Annotated in this window: 22 protein-coding genes and 2 pseudogenes; 14 read left to right on the top strand and 10 right to left on the bottom strand. The window is 56.4% G+C overall.

The genetic code is table 11. The annotated features are described in order from the left end of the window. Nucleotides 1-2 precede the first annotated feature (2 nt). From HDF16_RS25910 to HDF16_RS25895, 4 genes are all read right to left on the bottom strand, one after another. Entirely contained in the window at nucleotides 3-851 is an 849-nt protein-coding gene (locus HDF16_RS25910) for a hypothetical protein (RefSeq protein ID WP_184223114.1), read from the bottom strand. Beyond that, on the bottom strand, nucleotides 848-1129 hold the full coding sequence (locus tag HDF16_RS25905; RefSeq protein ID WP_184223112.1) for a hypothetical protein: 282 nt from the start codon (nucleotides 1127-1129) through the stop codon (nucleotides 848-850). Before HDF16_RS25905 ends, HDF16_RS25910 begins: the two co-directional genes overlap by 4 nt. A 33-nt stretch (nucleotides 1130-1162) precedes the next feature. Next, nucleotides 1163-3247 carry a hypothetical protein gene (locus tag HDF16_RS25900; RefSeq protein ID WP_221313199.1) on the bottom strand — a complete coding sequence of 695 codons (2085 nt, stop codon included), beginning with the start codon at nucleotides 3245-3247 and terminating at the stop codon, nucleotides 1163-1165. Nucleotides 3248-3935: 688 nt separating this feature from the next. Next, a complete protein-coding gene (locus HDF16_RS25895; protein WP_246410154.1) occupies nucleotides 3936-4094 on the bottom strand; it encodes a PDDEXK nuclease domain-containing protein in 159 nt (52 codons plus the stop codon). Nucleotides 4095-4300: 206 nt separating this feature from the next. Between HDF16_RS25895 and HDF16_RS25890 the strand changes: the two genes are divergently transcribed. Then, nucleotides 4301-4735, top strand: coding sequence for a hypothetical protein (locus tag HDF16_RS25890; protein WP_184223108.1), 435 nt, complete (start codon nucleotides 4301-4303; stop codon nucleotides 4733-4735). 54 nt (nucleotides 4736-4789) lie between these two features. Here the strand turns inward: HDF16_RS25890 and HDF16_RS25885 are convergent. After that, nucleotides 4790-5490, bottom strand: a protein-coding gene (locus tag HDF16_RS25885; RefSeq protein ID WP_184223106.1) for an IS6 family transposase whose coding sequence is annotated in 2 segments (ribosomal slippage) — nucleotides 4790-4914 and nucleotides 4914-5490 — 702 coding nt in all. Because the reading frame shifts where the segments join, the coding sequence is not laid out codon by codon here. 68 nt (nucleotides 5491-5558) lie between these two features. Between HDF16_RS25885 and HDF16_RS25880 the strand changes: the two are divergent. The 3 genes and pseudogenes from HDF16_RS25880 to HDF16_RS25870 form a co-directional block, all read left to right on the top strand. After that, a pseudogene (locus HDF16_RS25880) lies at nucleotides 5559-5933 on the top strand (GNAT family N-acetyltransferase); the annotation flags it as partial. A gap of 71 nt (nucleotides 5934-6004) precedes the next feature. Then, nucleotides 6005-6343 (top strand): hypothetical protein, encoded by a 339-nt coding sequence (locus HDF16_RS25875; protein ID WP_184223104.1) that lies wholly within the window; start codon nucleotides 6005-6007, stop codon nucleotides 6341-6343. 105 nt (nucleotides 6344-6448) lie between these two features. Continuing rightward, on the top strand, nucleotides 6449-6880 hold the full coding sequence (locus HDF16_RS25870) for a hypothetical protein (protein ID WP_184223102.1): 432 nt from the start codon (nucleotides 6449-6451) through the stop codon (nucleotides 6878-6880). 529 nt (nucleotides 6881-7409) lie between these two features. Here HDF16_RS25870 and HDF16_RS25865 read toward each other — a convergent pair. The 3 genes from HDF16_RS25865 to HDF16_RS25855 form a co-directional block, all read right to left on the bottom strand. Continuing rightward, nucleotides 7410-7622: a hypothetical protein gene (locus HDF16_RS25865; protein WP_221313197.1), complete on the bottom strand. Its 213-nt coding sequence runs from the start codon at nucleotides 7620-7622 to the stop codon at nucleotides 7410-7412. Nucleotides 7623-7918: 296 nt separating this feature from the next. Next, nucleotides 7919-8461 carry a hypothetical protein gene (locus HDF16_RS25860; protein ID WP_221313195.1) on the bottom strand — a complete coding sequence of 181 codons (543 nt, stop codon included), beginning with the start codon at nucleotides 8459-8461 and terminating at the stop codon, nucleotides 7919-7921. A gap of 138 nt (nucleotides 8462-8599) precedes the next feature. Next, a complete protein-coding gene (locus HDF16_RS25855) occupies nucleotides 8600-8857 on the bottom strand; it encodes a hypothetical protein (RefSeq protein ID WP_184223096.1) in 258 nt (85 codons plus the stop codon). 125 nt (nucleotides 8858-8982) lie between these two features. Between HDF16_RS25855 and HDF16_RS31695 the strand changes: the two are divergent. The 8 genes and pseudogenes from HDF16_RS31695 to HDF16_RS25815 all read left to right on the top strand — a co-directional run. Further along, a pseudogene (locus tag HDF16_RS31695) lies at nucleotides 8983-9138 on the top strand (HNH endonuclease); the annotation flags it as partial. A gap of 96 nt (nucleotides 9139-9234) precedes the next feature. Further along, nucleotides 9235-9474, top strand: a complete 240-nt coding sequence (locus HDF16_RS25845; RefSeq protein ID WP_246410147.1) for a hypothetical protein — start codon at nucleotides 9235-9237, stop codon at nucleotides 9472-9474. Nucleotides 9475-9610: 136 nt separating this feature from the next. After that, complete coding sequence (locus HDF16_RS25840) at nucleotides 9611-9868, top strand: hypothetical protein (RefSeq protein WP_184223092.1); 258 nt, start codon at nucleotides 9611-9613, stop codon at nucleotides 9866-9868. Between the two features lie 173 nt (nucleotides 9869-10041). Next, a complete protein-coding gene (locus HDF16_RS25835; protein WP_184223090.1) occupies nucleotides 10042-10194 on the top strand; it encodes a hypothetical protein in 153 nt (50 codons plus the stop codon). 2 nt (nucleotides 10195-10196) lie between these two features. Next, the gene (locus tag HDF16_RS25830; protein ID WP_184223088.1) at nucleotides 10197-11048 is read left to right on the top strand and encodes an SOS response-associated peptidase; all 852 of its coding nucleotides are present in this window, start codon (nucleotides 10197-10199) and stop codon (nucleotides 11046-11048) included. A 146-nt stretch (nucleotides 11049-11194) separates the two neighbouring features. Continuing rightward, complete coding sequence (locus HDF16_RS25825; protein WP_221313193.1) at nucleotides 11195-11410, top strand: hypothetical protein; 216 nt, start codon at nucleotides 11195-11197, stop codon at nucleotides 11408-11410. A gap of 526 nt (nucleotides 11411-11936) precedes the next feature. Beyond that, nucleotides 11937-12257, top strand: a complete 321-nt coding sequence (locus tag HDF16_RS25820) for a PadR family transcriptional regulator (RefSeq protein WP_184223084.1) — start codon at nucleotides 11937-11939, stop codon at nucleotides 12255-12257. Between the two features lie 8 nt (nucleotides 12258-12265). Next, nucleotides 12266-12919 carry a hypothetical protein gene (locus HDF16_RS25815; protein WP_184223082.1) on the top strand — a complete coding sequence of 218 codons (654 nt, stop codon included), beginning with the start codon at nucleotides 12266-12268 and terminating at the stop codon, nucleotides 12917-12919. 231 nt (nucleotides 12920-13150) lie between these two features. On the opposite strand, the gene HDF16_RS25810 is transcribed toward HDF16_RS25815, so the two are convergent. Next, entirely contained in the window at nucleotides 13151-14395 is a 1245-nt protein-coding gene (locus tag HDF16_RS25810; protein WP_184223080.1) for an acyltransferase family protein, read from the bottom strand. A gap of 287 nt (nucleotides 14396-14682) precedes the next feature. On the opposite strand from HDF16_RS25810, the gene HDF16_RS25805 reads away from it, so the two are divergent. After that, on the top strand, nucleotides 14683-15636 hold the full coding sequence (locus HDF16_RS25805) for a hypothetical protein (protein ID WP_221313192.1): 954 nt from the start codon (nucleotides 14683-14685) through the stop codon (nucleotides 15634-15636). 282 nt (nucleotides 15637-15918) lie between these two features. Continuing rightward, nucleotides 15919-18348, top strand: coding sequence for an ADOP family duplicated permease (locus HDF16_RS25800; protein ID WP_184223078.1), 2430 nt, complete (start codon nucleotides 15919-15921; stop codon nucleotides 18346-18348). Between the two features lie 213 nt (nucleotides 18349-18561). On the opposite strand, the gene HDF16_RS25795 is transcribed toward HDF16_RS25800, so the two are convergent. After that, on the bottom strand, nucleotides 18562-21265 hold a 2704-nt coding region (locus tag HDF16_RS25795; protein WP_348641440.1), incomplete at its 5' end, for an ABC transporter permease.

Raw genomic sequence — 21265 nt, 5'->3', positions numbered from 1 at the left:
CGTCACGTTCCATCCGCGCACTTCGACTTCCATCGCAGCGCTTGCCTGGGCGACGGATAGACAACGTCAATTGCCTTCGTTTCGCCAGGAAGCAGCGAAACGTAGTTGTCACTGTAGTAGGCGGGCAGAATGCGCAATCCGGTTGACACGTTCTTAAGCGTGAGCTTAGTTGCGACGGCGGCACCAGTTCCAGAGTTCTTGAGAAGAATCGTCGCATGAGTCTCGCCTCCGTGAACTCCGGAGACCTTCGCCGTCGTGGTGAGCGTCGCAGATGGCATCTCGTTCATGCGCCGGTAATCGGACTTGCTCGCCACAAGCCAATAGAAGTTATCGGAGAGGAGTTTGCCGGCGCTGTCGTTCAGTTCAAGCTTCACAAGGATCGTACCCACGGACTCGAAAGCGGCCTGAAGGTCCAGTGAGAGCGCGGGCGTCTCGGCGTTTGCGGCGGCGGTTACGGTGATCGTCTTCTCGATAAGTGGCTTGCTCATTGTGTCGAAGAGACGAGTGAGAGCGCCGGAGCAAAAATAGACCACAGAGCGCCGCGTGAGCGGCGCCTGCGTGTTGTTGATGATCGCGATGTCATGCGCTGGAAGATTCATCTGAACGTGGATCGGCTCCGAAGCCTTCTTCACTCCATAGAAGGAGCCGTGAGTATCGTAGTCGTGACTGAAGATCTGCCACTGGGTACTTGGCCATGCGGGTTGCGTCATCCACAACATCCGACCGATGTTCGGTTTCCAGAGGTGCGCGTTGAAGCCCTCGTACACAGCGCGGTGTCCCTCGTAGTTCAGCATCTGCGCCTTGCGATCGAAGTCGGCCAGGCTGGTGGGCGGCCCGAACTCCTGGGTCATGGTCTGAATAAACGGCTCGGTCGCGCCATTTCCACCCTGGTGCCAGTCATGGTAAGCCCAGTCGTCGGAGATGGGCCATTGGTCTTCCCCCTGGGCAGGAAAGCCTGCACGGCTTCGAGAGTGGGCGGCGAGGGGAGGCCGACTTCCACCGCAAATCCGAGGGAGAGCGTGGTGAAATAATCCTCCGGCTCCTGATACTTGTAGGGGCCGCTATCGTGGAGGTTGATCTTGTTCGAGTCGGCGGAGTAGTACCGGGTACCATCGAGTTCGTTGATCAACCTATCGAGTCCGGCATTGAGCCAAGCCGCGAATCATGGTGTCCACGTCGAGTAGAAGCTCCGTGGTATCGATTGCCGGTCGATGCCAGGGCCTTCCCATAGTAGAAGAGGCTGCTCAGAGACAGGGCCGGGAGGCGTCTGCGCATTCTCGAGGCCGCGCTTGCGCTCGATGCGAATGTGGTGATCCCCCGCACTCAGTACGGCGCTGATTCGCATCGGCTGAACAGAGTCGCCTTCCGCGCCGCATACCTGCGGACGCGCCCTGGATGAGTGCAGGGTCTGGCCATCGAGGCTCATCCTCGACTCCAGGCTGGTCAGCAGAGTGAAGGTGTAACCGCCGTCGGCGGGCACATGCAGGATGCGGTCGAAGACTTCTGCTCCAGATGGTGAGGTGGGAGGCGTAGCAGCGGCCGGCGAGGGGCGAGCCTGGGCGATTACGACCTGCTGGCTACTCCATCCCTGCTGCATGTGCGATCCTGCATTGTCGACCACATGCAAGAGGACGCGAAAGCGGCCCGATCCATCAAGCAGCGTTCCTTCGGCATCCGGAAAGATGTGACGAATGGTGCGGCCCTCAACCCGAGTGCCATCGCCGAAGAGCCACTCGAATCGGCGCCCTTCCTGCGCCGGATCATCTGCCGTAAAGGCGACCGGTCGCTTTGGCTTCAGCAGGCCCGCGGTGTAGGAGAAGTGAGCCTTGATCGTCGCCGCCTCAACCACCGGCCTGGCAGTTCCTTCCGCAACGGCGGTCGCCGCGCCTTCATAGCCTTGTTCGGTCGAACCGGTCAGTGTTATCCCGGATACATCGCCCTTCAAGATGGGAGCGACCATCGCCGGACTGTCCATCGCCCAGATGTCTTTGAAAGCAATATCGCGGACGCTGGGATTGGGCTGGTCGATGTTAAACAGCGCATACCAGTCTTCCAGACGCACGTCGCTGAAGCGATAGTCGGTGTGCGAGCCCTTGCCCTCGGGATCGGCCCATAGCTCGAAGAACGCGAACGGCACCTTGCAACCGCCGAAGCCGGTGTGGATAACGTCCATGTTGCTCATGTGAACGTGGGCGCTGTTGAAGGTCTTCTGCGGCCACGCCACTCGGATGGTGTTCGAGATGCTCGTGGAAGCAATCGTATCTTCGATGGTGATGTTGGTGACATCGTGTCCGGGAATGCGCATGAGCGCAAGGTCATAGCCGTCCCAGTTGCCTTGCAGGGCAAAGACGTCATCCGAAGCGCGAAAGAAGCTGTTGCTGATGTTTGTGTCGCCGCCGCCGAGCCAGTCGATGCCATCTTGGTTGGCATCGTTCGGATTGCCGCCGATGGCTTTGACGTTATAGATGCCGATGTGCCGTGAGTCTTTCATCTGGATCTGCCAGCTTCGGCTGCGCGTGATGCAGGTAATCCCATCGAGCTCGATGTTGCGCGCTTCATCCATCACGATGCAATGCCAATTTTTTTTGTGGATCCAGCCCGTATCTGAGTATGGATTCTGCGGGCCGTCGTAGATGATGGTGCCGGTGCCTAGAACATGCACGTTTTCGACCTGCCAGATATTGAGCGATCCAAAAATAACCGCGCCCCCTGCGAGATAGATCGTGTCGCCGGAGCTGGCGTCGATGTTCTCATGATGGACCCCGGACGCATAGTAGCGGACGTGCGGCGTTGCCGGGGTGATGCCAGACTGGTCGATGGGATTGGCGAAGAGGAAGAGAATCTCAGCGTCGGCAAAGTGGTCGCCAGGACGGGCGATCGTCAGCTTCGATGGGCCGGCCATCGTGAAACTGATCGTGGCTCCGTGGCGAACCGGACGGATGCCAAGACGCATCGGCTGGATCTCGACACCTCTGTCCCAGAAATGCTGATCCTCCGCAGTGACCGAGACATGAACGGGTCCGGCAGTGTCGAAGTTCAGAAGATAATATCCCGTCGCTGCATGAAGCACATCCGTGCTTCGTCCGTTCAGGCTGACGAGAAAGTGCGAAGAGCTGACCTCACTCGCAACTGGGTACATTTTCAGTTGAGCGGGGACGCGACTCGCGTGGAGGGATTGACTGAACGCAGAAGTTGAAATCCATATCGCTAACATGAGACGGAAGATCGAAGAGGAAAGATGGGACATTTGCTCGGATGGCTCCAGGGATGAGACTCTCAAAGTAAACGCCGACTGCTGGCGCACGTCAGCCTTACGCAAGGCGCTTCCTCGGCAAGAAAGTGCGATTTGCGCCCATCCCGGATAGATCTTAGGATGCTATACGCAGGACGGCTGCTAGGGATAGATGGCGCTTTAGCGATGCTGGAAGTCAAGGTAATGTACGGTATCGCCTTGATTGGCGCGAGAATCAACGTAATGCTAGGTGCCTTGGTAAACGTAGCTTACTGTGGAGGATACGCCTCGAAGCAAGAGTTTTCGGAGCCGGCGGCAAGGTCTCGCCGGCCCTGGTCCAGTTGTGTTCGTATGATCTCGATCGGACGGTTGCGCGGGGCGTTTACCAGTCCAATGCTCTGCGTCCAGTTCGGCTGCCGTCTATGGCCCGGTTTTGTCGCCTAGGCTAAAGCCTTGGCCTACCTCAAGGAAGGCCTTTGCGCGTTGCCAGGGCCAGAGGCTTGTCCTACTCAGGGGCAGGCATCTGCGAGTAAAGATAACGCTTTGCAAGAAGAGTTGGACTTGATCAGAAAATCCTTGGCGCTGGCGGCTGTATTCCTCTTCGGTCACATGCTCCATCCAATCAACCATCCCGCCGTCCGTTCGCTCCTGGATGGCGATGTGGGTCATGGCTGTGGTGGGAGCGGCGCCATGCCAATGCTTCTCATTGGGTGGAAACCACACAACATCTGTAGCGGCTGGCGAAAATGTGTTCGTTCCCATGGAGGACAGAGTACCGGACAACCGAAGCGTCCTTCAGTGCGCACAGGATGATAATTCCCACTGTCGGATTTTCATCCGGACCTCGCTTGAGATCGTCCATCATGCGAACATACGTAGTCGTTGCCCATGTGTGGGCGGACCCAGATGGCTTCGCCCATTTCCATCCCCGATTCTTTACGACTTATTCTATGAATCGTTCACTCTGCATTGGCCAGCGCGGGTAGATTGCAAAACCATATCCGACACGATCCGCTGAAGTCATTCACTCCCAGGTATGCTCTGCGGTTAGTCTTATGGTGAGGTGAAATGAACACACACGAGATATTAAAAGCCATCGATAAACAGATCACGCAACTGCAACAGGCTCGAGCCCTGCTCTCTGATGCCCCTGTAGCTGATCCAGCCATCACCGCGACAACAAAGCCAAGCGGGAAGCGACGTGGCCGGCCTAAAGGATCAGGCGCGAAGAAGCTTGACAGCATTGCTGCAAACCCGGCAAAGAAAGTAAGAGCCACCATGAGCGCTGAAGGCAAAGCGAGGATTGCCGCAGCACAAAAGGCCCGTTGGGCAGCGCTCAAGAAGAGCACCAACGTCGCAAAGCCCGCTGCAAAGAAGACCGCGGTGAAGCAGAGCAAGAACACCGTTACGCCGGCTAAGAAGACCGTCGTCGCCAAGCGTGCGCCTGCCGTGAGTCTGTCGCACCAACGAAAGAAGCGTAGAAACTCGTCTCCCGTGAAGTAGGTTCTGTCGCGATAAGGAAGCTTGAACGCTCAAAGGTCACTATGGTCGGTCTCCTCATGCTGCCAAGGAGTAGAACTGCTGTGCAGGGGTTTGTCCCCTTCCAGCATCTTTCATTTGGCCCTTCCTGATCATGTGCGTGAGTTCGATGCCGGAGAGAAGGATGCGGGCGCAGCGAAAATTCTGAAGCCCAGCATTGGTTTCGTTCGACGTTTGATAGCACGGTGGTCTTGCTCAACGATGTTGTTCAGGTACTTGACCTGACGCACGACGATCGGCTTCCTTCGCCCGACGTTCAAGGCTTCCAAAGCCGCAACATTCGAGCCGCTCTTATCGATGGTCACTTTCTCCGGGGATCCGTTTCGCTCAACCGCCTGTTCGAAGAATCGGCGTGCTGCGGCCTTGTCGCGATGCGCTCGCAGCAGGAAATCGACGGTGTCGCCTGCCTTATCGACAGCACGGTACAGATACTTCCACTCGCCCCGGACCCTGATGTATGTCTCGTCCATTCGCCAACTCCTGCCAACTTTGCGCTTGGAGCGCCGGAACGCCTTCTCCAAGACTGGCAACAATTTGATCGCCCAGCGGTGTACGGTCGAGTGGTCGACAAAGATCCCGCGCTCGGCCATCATCTCCTCCAAGTGCCAAAGGCTCAACGGATAAGCGCTATACCAGCGAACACAAAGCAGAATCACATCCACAGGATAGTGCAAGCGCTTCAGGACCTTCGCCACCTCTGGATTCAACCTCTGCCTCATCGCTCTCAAGCCTCCCCGTAAGCACTCAGAATCGCAACTCGCCTTAATGCGACAGAACCAGCAGGACCTTCGTCGTCTGTGAAGAGAACCGGGTCCTCGGTTACTACGCTCTTTCGTCGGATTCGGTCAGTATCGCTGGGCTGCCGGGCAAGTTCCGGCGCAACATGCCGGACCCGATTCCGGTCGTCATGCTGGGCCGGCTCGCTGTCGATCTCAGCCTCGCCCGCAAAGGTGTTGGTCGGGGCCTCTTCAAGGATGCCATCCAACGCGTCTCGCATGCCGCTGACACCATCGGCATCCGCGGAATCGTCGTTCATCCCATCTCGGACGATGCACGCGCCTTCTATTTCAAGCTCGGTTTCTCGGAGTGTGTTGGAGATCCGCGGCTCATGGTCGTGACCCTCAAAGACGCTCGCGAGGTCTTGAACGACATAAGTGTTTAGTTGATTAGCTCTGACCGAATCAATTCGCTCAATACGAGCAATTTCAGCAGGTATGCTGATAGCGAGGGAACATGAATACGAACGAGATACTCGAAGCTATCGACCAAGAGATTTTGAAGTTACAGCAGGCCCACGCTCTGCTCGCGGACGCCCCTGTCATCCAGGCAGTAAAGCCGGTGGCGGCGAAGCCCGCAACAGGGAAGCGTCGCGGGCGGCCGAAAGGCTCCGTCAACAAGAAAGCGGAAACTGTCGCGCCCGTTGTGGTCAAACCGGCTAAGCGCACCATGAGCGCCGAAGGCAAAGCACGGATCGCCGCCGCGCAGAAGGCACGTTGGGCAGCTCAGAAGAAAACCAGCAAACCGGCTAAGGCAGCCGCAAAGAGATCACTGCAAAGGTCCGCAAGAAAGTAGCTGTTCCTGCAAAGAAGTCCGTCGCAGAGCTGCAAGCATAAGGGGCAGCGCGGCGACAAACAGAGGATCGTCGCGGTTCGGCTAAACTCTGATCTGAGGTAATTTATGCCACGACCGTACACTCTACGCATACCGGTTGAAGAAGACTATCTTGAGGCTGCAGGCGAAGCTTTCTACAACTTCGCTTACGCGGAAGGCGTCATCGCGTATTTAGTGAACAGCTTGATCCCGGGATATATCACGCTGACGCGAGGCCGGACCGCCGATGAGATTGCAAGAGATCTGAAGCTCGCTTCTTCAGTGAAGCCGAACGCAGATATTGATTCCGTTGCGGAAGCATTTTCGTCGCTCGTGGCGAAGCGCGATTCGCTTCTGCTGGCGCGCCCCATCACGTCGAAGGATGACGGCCAGATTCTCAGCTCCCTCGGAGACTCGGTCGCTCATAGTTGGGTAATAGATGATCTATGGAAGTTCGCGGAAGAAGCCCAGGATGTGGCTCTGGACGCCCAGAAACTCATCGTTCCAGCTAAAAGCTAGGCCTGTTGCGCTGCCTGCGCACGACGAGGCTCTATGACCGGACGCTGGCGGAAGTCGAGCGTATAGCGATTCAGTTGTTCTGATGCAGCGTGAACTAGATAGGGCAGGCGTCTAGAGCGATCTGCGTGCTCGGATCGCTGTCCAGCACTAAGCGAGCTATCTTTAGATCCTCGTTCTTGAAGACGAACGAATCTCTCAGTGCAGTTCCAACGTTGTCGAATCCGCAGCAGGTAGCTCGAAAGCCATCAAGCCCTTCGAGGGTGTAAGTGGGTGCTTCTGAATCTAGAAAGGGTGGAAGTTCTGCGCCCCGTCTGATTCTCACCATGCCGTTCGTAAGATTCACCATTGAGACCTCCAAGCAGATCTTCACGAGACAGATTTTATCTGGAGTGTCGGTCCGAAATGCAGGCAATTTTTCCACAAAGCATGATGGCGTCGATTCGTTTGCGGAAGAAGAGAGGTTGCAGCAGTACCTGGAGTGAGATCGATCCGCTTGCGGAGGGGCCTATCTCATTTCACCAGAAGTCTGTTAGGCTGCGTCGAGCGGCGTCACAACAAACCCGTTGATCGTGGCCAGCACCTTACCGTGGGTGTCGCAGGCGTAACCGGCTGCAATACTTGAGCCGACAACACCGATGCCGACTTCAAATTTCGCTGGCTGACGGCACTCTTGAGCTAGGACCGTTGCGATAGTTCTCGGATCAACTGTTTCCGCTGAAGGGAGGCCGGTTTTCTTGCTCATGGTGCAAACTTTCTTAGGCATGAGAGGATTTTAGTCGCTTGTCCACCATGGACCTTCACCAACCCGGCATTCCGTCACGCAGCGCACACTCCACGATCAAGAATTGGCGTATCTCCTGAATTCCTTGAGAACAAATCAGCCCAACTCGACACCCCTACTGATCTACAGTCGCGATTTGACCCTTCTTGGAACGCGCCGTTTGGTTCTAAACGTTCGTTGCGCAACCGAAAACTGCCTTCCATTCGCTCCAGCACCCAAACCTTCGAGAATGGGCCTTACGAGGATGAACGACCACTTTACTTAGCAAGATATTTCGGAGACACCGGGGGAACTCCCTCAGAGATGGGAGAGCCAGAAAGGATCACGCTTCTGCGATTGATTTCACGCCGAAAGCTTTCATCGAGGTAGAGGTCAGGCGTCTGAGGCGATTCCGTTAAGCTTGACGCCGGTCCGAGATAAAGCAAAGCCTTGGCGCCATCAAGGTGCACGTTTCCTACCAGCAATACAGGATCGCTTCCTAGAGGAATGCTCCTTTCAAGAGCCCCTGAATCAGATACCTGTCCGTGATCGTGGTAAGGCTCGATGACAAAAGACGACTGCGGGTAAGCTTTCTCAACCAAGGACCGCATCTGGTCTATTGCTCGGAAGTGGATGCCTCCGTAGATCACTAAAGCCTTTTTGTGTTTGGCGAGTATCTCCGATCTAATCAGCTCTGCGGGATGTCGGTCGCGTTGGGTGAACTGGGGCAGATCTTCTGAGTTTCTGATTTTCGACCAGTCAACAGAAGGTTCCCCGAGCCATACGTGAATTTGCTCGGCAGGCGGCAGACTTTTGTTCACTGCTCGAATCTCTGCGAAGACATTCAAATATCCAACATTTGTAACGGTAGGGAGCCAGCCGAGTGTGTCTGTCCACACCGCGCGCAGCTGTTCGTAGGGGACATCCTCTCCGGCCGCATACCGGTTGACAGTAGTCTGTTATGCCGCGCCGCCGAACTCCACGACCACATTGCCGACCTCTTTGGAAAAACGAGGGTTCTTCAAAAGTTGAACGTAGAAGTCCTCTTCCTGAGCGAGCCCATGCCAATCCTCGATGCCGACAAGAGGGAATTGTTGAAAGGCATTCAAAACTCCCTCGCCGGCTGGGATCAGATCGGTTGATTTCAAATCAGCATTACGTGTTCCTTGCGCAACGAGAATGGTTTCCAACATGAGGCTGAAAACAACAGCAGACATCCCTCGGAACATACGGTTTTGCACTCTCACCTGATCTCACCTCGCTCGATGGCAGGGATTTGAACGTCCTCCGGATGGACGCCTACAAATAACATTGGTAACGAAAAACGCATTCCTCACCAGCGACGGTGGATCATTTCATCCCCCTGGCTCTGGGCGGCCGGGACACGATCTCGAACTTGGTGCTGGCCTGTCCCTGGTGCAACAAGAAGAAGGGCGACACCCCTCCGACTCTCAGGGAGATACTGAAATGGAATGAGCTGAGCAAGCCTCCAGGCTGATCATTCTCGGCGTGGCCCTCCATGTACTACCTGGCAGCGTCCAGGTGAGCGCGCCTGCCCCCGTTGCGATCCCGCGAATCAGCGCGGCGGGTTCGCATGGCGTTTGTCCTGGTCAACGACCGCTGGCGCTGCACCTTCACGGATGAGACTCAGGGCGTGCCACTGCCTCGGTCATTCAGCTTCTCCCTGGAGGAGAAGGTCACCGAACTCGCGCGGCGCGGCGGCGGCCTGAAGTGCCTCGCTGATGTCCAGGCGCTCGAGCATGGGCTCCGTTCCGGCCGGGGCAACGTTACCCTGTTCCTGACAAATGAGCAGTTCGAGAGGCTGGCAAAGTAGGAGTGCGCTGTGGGTCTCGGGCCGGTCACCCTGAACCCGCGAAAGAATAATCGGTGGAGTAGGCGCATGACCCCTTCAACCGGGTGGTCCAGAAGGTGCCGGTAAAGGTACAAGAGAGATGACAGGAGCGGAACTTATGGATGATGAGCAATACCTACGCAATGAAAAGGGCGAGATATCGATGATGCCGCTGATACGCTGGCACATCGAAAAGTTTGACGTGGGGATCTTCGCACAATTGGGTTTCGCCGAAACGCCGGAAGGCTTGGCAAAGGGAGAGTTGGGTGTTGTCCAGTTGGCAATATCGCCTGAGCAAGCTCTAAAACTTGCGGATCGACTGGAGACACTGGCTAACCGAGTTCTCCGCAGCCAGGGCAAGCTACCCACAATGTAGCGTATCCACGTGCTCTGGGGTGGAGCAAGCGGCTGGCTGACCGTCAGGCGATTGAGCATGGGATCAGGTCTGGACGCCGAAATGTGAGTCTTCTTGTCACCTCCGATCAGTACAAACAACTCGCAAGATCGCGGCCCGTCTGGGTGTTACTCTTGTTCGCAAAAGGACGAAAAATGACTGAGGCCGAGAAGCTCGTGTTGGTTCGATTGATTGCTGAAGAGGTCGATGACGTGGTGAAGGGAAAGCCAACATCTGGGTTTCCCACTCTGAAGGCGCGTCTTGATCTCTACACACAGCAGTATGAAGATCAAATGCGTAAGCCCTAGCCATGTGCGGCCGCTACTATCGTCGATCCGACAAGCAGCGCATCGCCGAGGCCTTCCGGGCCGGCGTAGCAGACGAGCTCGTGCTCGCACCCAACTACAACATCGCCCCAAGCACCTTCCAGCCAATCGTGCGCCAGGCACGGGACACCGACGATCGCGAAATGGTCCTCGCGCGCTGGGGACTGGTTCCCTTCTTCGCCAAGAGCCTAGCTGACTTCAAGGGCTTCTCGACCTTCAATGCGCGGGCGGAGTCAATCACCACGTCGGCTACCTGGCGCGGCCCCTTCAAGACGCGCCGGTGCATCGTTCCCGTCGACGGCTTCTACGAATGGAAGAAGCTCGACGACTCCTCAAAGCCCGCCAAACAGCCTTTCGCCATCTCCTTCAAGAGCGGAGAACCTATGGCCTTCGCCGGTCTCTGGGACGCTTGGAAGGAGTCGCCGGACGCTGTCGATCAGAGAGTTTGGCAGGAGATCAGGAGCGCCGTAGCAGAGCGGAAGTTAGGGCATCTCGTTGGTGACATAGCGCCTGACGACGATCCTGTCGCGGCCATCAAAGAGTTGAATCCGGAGATTGCTGCCAGCATCCTTGCCAGAGTCGATCCGAACCCGCGATGGCTGCAAAGCTTCTCGATAGTGACCTGCGAGGCAAACGAGATCATGGCGCCGATCCACACACGGATGCCGGTCATTCTGGCTGAGCGCGACTGGAGACGCTGGCTTGATCGAGACACGGAAGCACCGCCGATCGATCTGCTGCGACCATTCGACTCGGACGCCATGCAGACCGACTGCTGTAATCCGCTGGTCGGAAACGTCCGCAACAACGGCCCGGAGATGCTCAACAGCGCTTAGCCTCGGGCAAGCTGGATCAGGGCAGTCGGTTCGGTAACGATACGCCACGTCTGATCGCCAAGTGCGCTACGAGATGGAATGCTGGTCGGTGAAGTCCATGGTGGACAAGCGACTAGAATCGGCTCATGCCGCAGCGAATTTGCACCATGAGCAAGAAGACCGGACTTCCCTCAGCGAAAATAATCGATCCCCAAAACCGCGCAATGGTCCTTGCAGCTGAAGAGTGCCGTCAGCCCGCGGTATTTGTAGTCGGCATAGGTGTGGTCGGCTCAAGTATTGGAGCCGGTTACGCCTGCGACAGCCACGGCAAGGTACTGGCTCTCGTGGACGGGTTTGTTGTGACAAAGCTCGACGCAGCGTAGCCGCCTGTTGGTGAACTACGTAGGCATGCGTGCGTCCGTCCGCAGCGGATCAATCTGTTACTCAGGTACTGCTGCATGACATCTTTGCCCACTTGCCGCTTCTCTGTGCGGACAATCGTGAGCAGACTGCTGAACTCTTCAGGAGTCAATTTCTCACCCAGCAGAAGCGTCTTTAGGGCCATGTTGAGAAGACTTCTGATCGCTACGACCTCGGTGAATATCGGGTCATCCTGTGGCGTTTCATATGAAGCGTTCGCCAGAGAAGACGCAATGTTCTTGGCAGCAGCGCTGGCCTCACTGTGGGTTGCGGTAAAGATATGGCCAAAGCAAATTCGGTAGACCGCCTCGGCGTTCGTGAATGAAAAACGGCGTTTGCGGAAACTTCGACTCCGCCGAGCCGATCGACCGATCATCTTGCCCCAAAGGAGTCGTTGCCATACCCCGCGATCAAGTTCCGGATCGTACCCATCCGACTCCATCTGTCACAAGCTTGCTTCCAGATTATTTCTTCGCTATAGTTGAATAAATGAATCGAAGCCATCTCGGTGAAATGGAATTGATGGTCCTTCTGGTTGTGGTCCGGCTGGGCGACAACGCCTACGGTGTCCCAATCTCAAAGGAACTGCTGATTCTTGCCGAAAGAGAAGTCAGTCTAGGCAGCATATACGCAGCTCTAGGGCGGCTCGAAAGCAAAGGTTTTGTGTCATCCTCGCTGGGAGAACCGACGCCTGAACGGGGCGGGCGAGCGAAACAATATTTCCGGGTGACGAACAGCGGAGTCCAAGCACTGAAACTGACCCGTGTCACCCTTACGAGATTGTGGAACGATGTGCCGCTGCTGCAGTGAGGAGACGCATGACTGACAAGAGATCAAATCCACCGAGTTTCGCCCTGTGGCTATTACGTCACACGGCTTCTGATGATTGGAACGAAGCCTTGACGGGCGATCTCATCGAGACATTTCGTGATCGCCAAAGCCGTTGGTGGTTCTGGGGACAAGTTTTATTTGCCTCTACACTTGGAGCACTAGAGACAATCCGCCGTCGGTGGTATTTCTTTTGCTATGCGATTACTGGAGCCGTAACGCCGTACATTTTTGAGTATAGTAACGTTCTAGTACGGGTTTGGCCATTTTCTTCGCACTGGAGTGACCTTCCCTGGCCATTGAGCCAGTTCGTACTCGAAATGGGCCTTCCCGCTATCGCAGCTTCGATGAGCTTATTGGTATTGTCCGTAGGGCTTTTGATTGAGGGTTCATTTCGCTGGGCGTACTTGCTCCGGACATTCATCATCACCTTAATACTGATAAGCGCAGTTCACTTTTCGATCGACTTGTTCCCCTGGCTACTTCGTCCAATCCCGGGAGATCAGCACCGCAAGTCTCTGATAGTCCCTGGAATTTTTGTGGTGCTGTTGCTTGGCTCAACCTACCTCCTTGCCGCATGGCTAGGCTGTCCGTCGATAGAGCACCCCCATAAGCGAGAACGACAAATTGCAGAACCGCAATAAGCCACAATCGTAGCTCGCCCTCTGTCGGTTGATGATAGGAATGGCCCACGACAACCGGAGTTGTCGTGGGCAAAATGTTGAGGCGGGAACACCGTAGCCGCTCCCAAGGCTATGAATTTGCCGCTCTTCGAGCGTGGAACGCGATAAAGCCGCGTTCCACAAACCAACAGCCTCGACGACTGGACTTATCCCACTGGTCGTCTTGAAACGGGGCTCGTCTTCCGACTTTAGCTAAAGCTTTAGAAAGATCTTTCGTTGGTAAAACGGCCAGAGCAACCCCATCACCACCCCAACGGCTACTAGGCCATAAAGCAGCGAAACATTGTAAGGATCAATCCATTGACACAACTTCGCATATGTAGCCCCGGGTAACCAATAGGCCGGCGCATGCGCACCTGGTAGTCGATACAGCCCATGAAATCCAAGCAGCAATGTGTAGATTACAAACCCCAAGATCGCGTTCGACCCGTAGACCAATGCTGGCGTCTGCCACCACATGACCTGAACCTTTTTCTTTCCATTGCCGGCGCCATCCAGCCAAAGATAGAACATTGCAAAGATTCCCAGGCTTACTCCGCCACTCAGAAGTGTAAAGCTGTCGGTCCAGAGCTTCCGGTTAATCACAAGATATGGATTCAGCAGGAGCGCCACTCCAATGAGGGCCGCAGCCAGCACTAGCAACCCAAGCATCGTCTTCGCAACTGACCCGCCCCGACGAACCCACACAGCCGCTAAGACACCGAGTAGGAGATTCGGGATTGAAGTAATGCAGGAAAGCAGGCCATCCGCATCCCACATCCGCTCTGGTCCACCCCAATCCGAGAGATGCCGATTGCCGAAAATTGCGCGATCTATCACCGCCCCAAGATTACCGTTGTGGTCAAATCGCCACGAGCCATATACAGGCACGTCTACAAACCTTACCGCCGCCCAGACCCCAGCCAGCACCAATACCATGAATCCGACAACAGCCCATATATTGACCTCAAATCGCACCCGTCTTCTACTCGTTCCCAGCACGAGTAAGCCACCTACCAGATAACAGAACGCTATCCGCTGCAGCACCCCAAAAATATGCAACATGTGCCAGTTGAAAGAAGGAAAAGCGTTCAAGATCAGTCCCAGACCTAGCAGGATCACGCTACGAAGCAGCACATGCCGAGCCAAACTGCCTCGCGTCTCACCTCGTTGACTGCGCGAAGCAAACGAGTACACCATTGAAAACCCTGAAAGAAGCAGGAACGCGGGAAACATCATGTCCGTTGCCGTAGGCCCATCCCACTCAGCGTGTCCCAGTTGGTGATAGCGCAAAACCCAGTCAGCCGGGAAATTCACCAGAACCATTCCAGCCACGCACAATCCCCGCAGCACATCTACGGAGAGCATGCGCTTGGAAGAAGCGATACCGCTAGTAGCGGTAGGCGTCTCTGGGCCAATATCTGTCGCTGTGGCGCAGCGATGTAAAACCTGTGCCATATGCACCTTTCTCACGCTTCAGAAAGTATCCACCATAAAGTCATCACAGCCTGAAAGTGCCTTGCTTGTACTCTCTAAAACCACCGATTCAGCCGAGTACGTCAGTGTTCCGTTAATTCGAAAACTTCGACGTTGCCGAGAAAGCTGGCTTTCAGGGGAGCCTATCGGCTGCGGCAACCGTTCACCAGGAACATCTCCCATCCGATCAACTCAAATTTGATCGTTGTATTCCACTCGCTCGCATTACACTTGGAGCGAAGCCAAAGCCACAAGGGGATCCCGGGATCATGCAGGTTCTTCGTGCCCTAGCCATCCAGCTCTTCGCCCTTAACCTCTCAGCCGTCGCCCCCATCCAGCAAGCCACGACCTCCTCCGCAATCCAGCCAACTGAACCACCTTCACTCGGTTCGAACTACGATCCCGGTATCTTCCAGGCTCCCCTGCTACCTGCCGATCTCACGTACCTTCAACAGTTCGCCGGAGCCCCAGCGAAAGATCTCCTTCGCGATAAGCAGTTCAAGAAGCTAATGAAGCTCTTTGTCCCCGGCTGTATCTTCCACTACGGCCGGGACATGAGCCTCCCCGACGCCCTCTCGATGGCCTTCGACGGCTCCCGTATTCCGGTCGAGCTACGCGACAACCGCTACCTCCTCGTCGTCGGCCAGCAGGGACCTTACCTCCAGGGACGCGGATTTCTCTGGATCGACCTGCAAACCGGCATCGCTCTAGGCGGCTTCTACTTCGCTCCCACCAACGGCGAACCAACCCCTGCCCTCAATCTCTTTTCAAAGCAAATAAAGGAAGACACCCTAGGCCTCAGCCAGTTACCCCCGGCCTTCGTCGATGACTTCATTCAGTGGTCGACCAGCGCCCGCGTCGGACCAGTCGTGACTGGCTACTTCATCACCGGCAACAATAAGAAAATCCTCGTCGAGCATGACGAAGACTTTTGCGTCTCCGCCGACGGCACCGTCGCCCCGCGCAACGGTGTCTGTGAGCAGCTCAACGCCCAGGCTGCCGACCTCGACGTCACCGCTGCCGACTACCTCGACCAAGTCCACCACGCGACCAACGCCACCGCCTGGATGCTGAGCCCCTCGCAGGTCGCCTGGCTGGCTGTCCGCGAACGCACCTGCGGCGGAGTACTCGACCCCCTCCCCTGCCGCATCAATATCACTCGCCAGCGCATCCATGTCCTTACTGGCCGCCCACCCATCCGTCCTCATCCCGTCCATCGCTAGCCCATCAAAACGCACGGTAACGGCGCTTCTGAAACCACGCACGGCGGTCTTTGGTTTATGAACCCAAGTGTTGTTGCTTTTGCCGCTAGGGGAATGTCTCGGCAGTTCGATGTAGAGGGACGGTCAACCCTGCAACTCTGAAGGCGCTTCGCGCGGATTGTCCAAAATCGGACATAGAATTCTGAGACTGGACACGGAATATGTCATGCAACGCGCATTTGCGCGCTTTGCAGTGGCGATTGACGTGCATACAAATCTCCTAATCGATGCCTGGAGTGCGATATGATGACGATCCTTGACGACCTGCGGTTCACTCTGAGGCAACTGCGTAGATCACCTGCTTTCCTGCTCACCACCGTGCTGACCTTGACGATGGCGATCGCGGCGAACGTCGTCGTGTACGGCGTCGCGAATGGTCTGATCTTTCATGCGCTGCCTATCAGGCAAGCAGGCGAAGTTGTGCAGGTACAAAACCCTGGGTTTCAAGGGATATCGTTCTCGTACCCCAATTACATTGATCTTCGGGCTCGCACGTCGCACACGTTTTCGTCGCTTGCGCTCGCCCGCTTCACTCGATTTTCACTTGGGATTGAGGGTGTGGCCCAGCCGGTCTGGGGATTTATGGTCAGCGGCAACTACTTCAGCATGCTTGGTGTTCAGCCGCAGCTGGGCCGTCTGCTCGGGGATGCTGATGATGATGCTGTAGATGGCAGTCCTGCCATGGTGTTGAGTGATCGATGCTGGCGAGTTCGCTTTCACGCTGATCCTGAGATTGTGGGTAAGGTCGTTGCAGTGGGCAAAGTTCCCTTCGTTGTTGTGGGTGTCGCTCCGAAAGGTTTCCACGGCACAGAGCAATTTTTCGATCCAGATGCATTCTTACCCTTTCACGACGGCCCGGAAGTTGATGGTTCCGGGGGGTTCGATAGGAGAGGAAGTACGAATGCATGGGTCTTCGGGCGACTTCAACGGGGAGTGAACCGAGAGCAGGCGGATGCAAATCTACGTTTGATTTCGAAACAGATGGCAAGCGAGTTTCCGAAGGAAGATGAAGGGACGGACTGGCATACTGCGCCGGTTGGCCTGTTAGGTGAAGCGCTGGGGAGACCGGTGCGCTTGTTTATCGGTGGCGTCGGAATCTTGGGTTTACTGGTGCTGCTCGCTGCCTGCGCCAATATCGGATTGCTATTTTCTTCACGAACAGCGGATCGCGTGCGTGAGCTAGGGATACGACTTGCTATCGGATCGAGCAGAGGGCGTATTCTCCGTCAACTCTCTCTTGAATCTGTAATTGTCGCGGCTCTCAGTGGAGCGATCGCTTCTGCACTCTCGATGTTCCTGTTACGCGGGATTAGCCAATGGAGACTAGCGGCGGATCTACCGTTGGAGCTCTTGGTCGACGCGGACTGGAAGGTCTACGTGGCTTCCGCGCTGCTCGCGCTTGCAACGGGACTGTTGTTTGCAATGTTACCGGCACGGCAGATCTGGCGGACTGATCCGAATAGCACGATGCGCGCTTCTGGTTCAACAATGACTTCGGACCGCTCTATATTTCGATCGAGTTTACTGTTTGTTCAGATCACCTTGTGCTGCCTGCTGGTAACTGCATCAATTGTCTCGTTGCGAGGATTGCAGCGGACCTTCCACATCCCGCTTGGCTTTGATCCACATGGGGTGACGCTGGCAACAGTAGATGTCCGGCTTGCCGGCTACCAGTTTTCGGAACAACAGGCATTGCAGCAGCGTCTGCTGAGCGCAGTTCAAGCCATCCCCGGCGTGACCATGACCGCATACGCTGGGAATCAGCCACTCTCGATGAACACGAACGATGACGATGTCTACGGCCCCGGTACTACCACTTTTGACCATGCCCACGTGCGGGCCTCTGCGATGGTTTACAGTGTGTCAGCAAACTATTTTGCTGCGACGGGTACAAAATTGATTGCCGGTCGTGCCTTCACGCTTCACGACGACGTCTCCGCGCCGAATGTCGCTATCGTCAACGAAACCCTAGCGAGGCTACTGTTCGGCACAACTGAAGCGGTCGGTAGACGGTTTCCACAAGGAGGCGGGAAGGAGACGGAGGTGGTCGGCGTGGTGAGCGATGGCAAGTACATCAGCCTTTCTGAAGAGCCTACCGCCGCCCTCTTTCGGTCGATTCTGCAAGCTCCGGATAGTACGTCGGTTCTCATCGCGCGCTCAGATCGTGATGCTGCGGAGATGACAATCGCCATGCGGAAAGCGGTGCAGTCGGTCGACAGCTCAATCCCGATCTTCAACGTGGAGTCGTGGCCTGACGCTTTGGGGATCGTGGCGTTCCCCGCACGAGCAGCCACCCTGGCGTTAGGGGTGCTTGGGGCGCTCGCGGCCATGTTGGCGTTGACTGGGATCTTCGGCATGGCAAGCTATGCCGTGACGCGCCGTATGCGGGAGCTCGGTATCCGGGTCGCGCTTGGTTCAGGAAAGAAGGCGCTGGTTCGTGCAGCACTCGGCCGAACGCTGGCGCTGATAGCATGGGGCTCCTGCATCGGACTGGCTTTGGGGTTTGCTTCTGCAAAGCTTATGGCAGGTATCGTCTACCACGCGAGCGCCAATGATCCGATTGTGTTCGTTTCGGCGGTGGTGACGATGATAGCTATCGGCCTTTCGGCGTCCGCCGTCCCCATGCGTCGCGCCCTCCGTGTGCAACCAGCAGACCTGTTACGCGAACAGTGACCGATCCCACCTTCTCTTTCTGGCGCTCACCCTCCCGAAAGTGACCTGGCAGTACATAGAGAGGACGGAGTCTTTTCACGCATGATAATGCGCAATATCATGCGTGATAATCCAGGTAGAGTGACGCCTATGGAGATCCTTGCTCCGGCTTCCAGCGCTTCCCTTCCCTCTCTCTTTACCGCTCAGCCCGAGGTCCGCAAGGCCTTATAAGTCCTAATCGCGTCGGAGAGCCACCATAGGATCCACCCGCGCAGCCGAACCCGCCGGAATCAGAGTAGCCGTCAGCGCGACCGTTATCAGCACCAGCGTGACCGCGACAAAGCTCAAAGGATCGTGTGACCCAACCTCATAGAGCAGGCTTCCCAGGACCCGCGAAACCGCCAAAGCAGCGACCAGCCCCACACCAGCTCCCCACAGAATCAGCCGCAAACTTTGCCCACAAACTAGCCACAGTATCCGGCTTCGCGTCGCCCCTAAAGCCATACGCACACCAATCTCCTGAGTGCGCTGCGCCACCAGAAACGAGATCACCCCGTATAACCCAATCACCGCCAGCACGAGCCCAGTCGCCGCAAAGAAGCCAACGAGAAGTGTTTGAAAGCGCGGCCCGTCCGCAAGCTTGCTCACCCTCTGCCGCATCGTCGCAATGTCCGCTGACAGGGCTGGATCTATCGCCGCAGTCTGCATCCGAATCCACGGTGACACCGCTTCGGCAGGCAACGAACTGCGAAGAATGATCACCGCCGTCTGTCCCCAGTGGCCACAACACTCCCAATCCTCCGCTTGATCGCGCCGCAAGCGGTAATACTCGGGCAACTGCTCACCGCTAAGTCCTCCATTTTTTACATCCGCAGCCACGCCCACCACGGTGTACGACGCAGGGTTCGCGTCACCATTGGCCATCTGCATCCGCTGTCCAAGCGGCTCCTGCCCCGGAAATAAACGCTCAGCTAGCTTGTTGCTCAGAATGGCAAATTGTTCCTTGGAACTCCGCTCCGCATCCGTGAAACCCTTACCTCGCAAGATCGGAATATTCAAAGTCCGAAAGTACGCCGGCGAAACCCGCCGGAACTTCACTATCTCTCCACTGTCTTCATGCAGACGTGGCCTTCCCTCCACCACAATGTCCTCAATGCGCTGTTCGCCAGGATGAAAGTCCTCCGGTGGCACGGAATCGCTCAACGCAAGGTCACTCACGCCCGGCCCAAACCGCAGCCTTTGCTCCAGCTCTTGGAAAAAGATCATCCTCTTTTGTGGAGTGCCGTAGTTGTATGATCCCAGCGTCACGCTGACGGTCAAAGTATGATCGGCCCGAATGCCCAGCTGCTCATGCTCGAGTTTCCAAAAACTCCGTACCAGCAGCATCGCCCCCGTCAGCAACACCATGCTCGCAGCGATCTGGGCCACCACCAACCATTGCCGTAACGTAGCTCGTGGGGCATTTCGACCGGATCGTCCCGCCAGCATCTCCGCACTAGGCTTCTCAAATGCGGGGACTAATCCAAACAGCAGCCCGCAAAGCAGCGAAAGCAGAACCGCAAAACCGACAATCCGGAGGTCCAGATGTACCTGACTTAAATAAGGAACATTCGCCGGTGCGATCGCCACAAAGAGCCGCAGCAAGCCCGCCGCCAGCAGACAGCCCGCCGCCGCACCGCTCAATGCCAGTAACATCGCTTCCGTCAACGCCTGCACCACCAGCCGCCCGCGGCTCGCTCCCAGCACCGAGCGCACCGCCAACTCCCGTCTCCTTGCTGCGGCGCGTGCCATCAGCAAACTCGCTACATTGGCGCAGGCAATCAGCATCACAGCCAGCACCGTTCCAAACAGCACCCATGCCGTCACTCGCACGTCCTGCATCTGCTTATCCCGCAAAGACCTCACCATCAGGTGCATCTCCGCACGGCTATCTGCGGGAATCTGCTTCAGTGAAGTTTCAAACAACGGCTCCATCTCCTGCTGTGCCTGCTCCACCGTCACGCCTGGTTTCAGTCGGGCAAAGATGCGTCTGGGACTGCCATAACCTCCGTTCTCCGTGCGATCAGCAACTTCGTCCACCTGGAACGGGTAGAGCACGTCCGCAACCTCCAGTCGCGGCATCTCGAAATTCTTCGGAAGCACCCCAACAACCTGCACCGGCTTGCCATCGATGCTGATCGTTTTATTCAGAATTCCTTGATCCAAAACGAACCGGTTCAGCCACAATCCATAAGAGATAATTGCCACATTCGGCCCGCCCGCCCGGCTCTCTTCTGGCATAAAATTCCGACCCAACACCGGCGAAACTCCCAGAGTCGGCAGCAGATTCCCCTCTACCGACTCGCAACTCAGTTGTGCCGGACGTTGGTCCGTCAGATCGCACTCCGACGGGCCGGTGGACTCTGAAGTCACAGTGTCAAACGGCTTTTGATTTGTGCGCCAGTCGTAATAGAAATTGCCCATCACGAACTCTTGCGTCTCCAGCGAATGCACAATCCCCAGTGAAACCAGCCGGCCAGCATCTGCATACGGCAGCGAGCGAAACAAGATGCGGTCCACCACGCTAAAGACAGCGGATGTAGCTCCAATTCCCAGCATCAGCGTCAAGATCACCGTCACTGTAAACACGGGGCTACGACGGAACCCACGCAGCGCATAATGCACATCCTGCGCCAGCATCTCCAGCCGATACCCTGGTCGCGTGGCGTAAGCCTGCTCCCGCGCCAGTTCCACACCGCCGAACGCGATCCGAGCCTGCCGTCGCGCTTCCCCAGCATTCATGCCGGCAGCCAGATTCGCTCGCGCCTGCTCCTCCAGATGAAATGCTAGCTCTGCATCCAGATGGCTCTGTTGCAAAAAGTAGGCATGGACAGGGGCGTCCCAGAGGTGCCGTTCGATCTGGACGTCAGGCCGGTTGGAGTTCGAGTTGTTCATTGAT

Source organism: Granulicella aggregans (assembly GCF_014203275.1).
Classification (GTDB): Bacteria; Acidobacteriota; Terriglobia; order Terriglobales; family Acidobacteriaceae; genus Edaphobacter.
This window is presented reverse-complemented; position numbering and strand designations above follow the sequence as displayed.

Coding starts and splice junctions, on each gene's coding strand:
- HDF16_RS25910 (WP_184223114.1), bottom strand. CDS start 851: ATGACCCAGGAGTTCGGGCCGCCCACCAGCCTGGCCGACTTCGATCGC.
- HDF16_RS25900 (WP_221313199.1), bottom strand. CDS start 3,247: ATGTCCCATCTTTCCTCTTCGATCTTCCGTCTCATGTTAGCGATATGG.
- HDF16_RS25895 (WP_246410154.1), bottom strand. CDS start 4,094: ATGGACGATCTCAAGCGAGGTCCGGATGAAAATCCGACAGTGGGAATT.
- HDF16_RS25890 (WP_184223108.1), top strand. CDS start 4,301: ATGAACACACACGAGATATTAAAAGCCATCGATAAACAGATCACGCAA.
- HDF16_RS25875 (WP_184223104.1), top strand. CDS start 6,005: ATGAATACGAACGAGATACTCGAAGCTATCGACCAAGAGATTTTGAAG.
- HDF16_RS25870 (WP_184223102.1), top strand. CDS start 6,449: ATGCCACGACCGTACACTCTACGCATACCGGTTGAAGAAGACTATCTT.
- HDF16_RS25865 (WP_221313197.1), bottom strand. CDS start 7,622: ATGAGCAAGAAAACCGGCCTCCCTTCAGCGGAAACAGTTGATCCGAGA.
- HDF16_RS25855 (WP_184223096.1), bottom strand. CDS start 8,857: ATGTCTGCTGTTGTTTTCAGCCTCATGTTGGAAACCATTCTCGTTGCG.
- HDF16_RS25845 (WP_246410147.1), top strand. CDS start 9,235: ATGGCGTTTGTCCTGGTCAACGACCGCTGGCGCTGCACCTTCACGGAT.
- HDF16_RS25840 (WP_184223092.1), top strand. CDS start 9,611: ATGGATGATGAGCAATACCTACGCAATGAAAAGGGCGAGATATCGATG.
- HDF16_RS25835 (WP_184223090.1), top strand. CDS start 10,042: ATGACTGAGGCCGAGAAGCTCGTGTTGGTTCGATTGATTGCTGAAGAG.
- HDF16_RS25830 (WP_184223088.1), top strand. CDS start 10,197: ATGTGCGGCCGCTACTATCGTCGATCCGACAAGCAGCGCATCGCCGAG.
- HDF16_RS25825 (WP_221313193.1), top strand. CDS start 11,195: ATGAGCAAGAAGACCGGACTTCCCTCAGCGAAAATAATCGATCCCCAA.
- HDF16_RS25820 (WP_184223084.1), top strand. CDS start 11,937: ATGAATCGAAGCCATCTCGGTGAAATGGAATTGATGGTCCTTCTGGTT.
- HDF16_RS25815 (WP_184223082.1), top strand. CDS start 12,266: ATGACTGACAAGAGATCAAATCCACCGAGTTTCGCCCTGTGGCTATTA.
- HDF16_RS25810 (WP_184223080.1), bottom strand. CDS start 14,395: ATGGCACAGGTTTTACATCGCTGCGCCACAGCGACAGATATTGGCCCA.
- HDF16_RS25805 (WP_221313192.1), top strand. CDS start 14,683: ATGCAGGTTCTTCGTGCCCTAGCCATCCAGCTCTTCGCCCTTAACCTC.
- HDF16_RS25800 (WP_184223078.1), top strand. CDS start 15,919: ATGATGACGATCCTTGACGACCTGCGGTTCACTCTGAGGCAACTGCGT.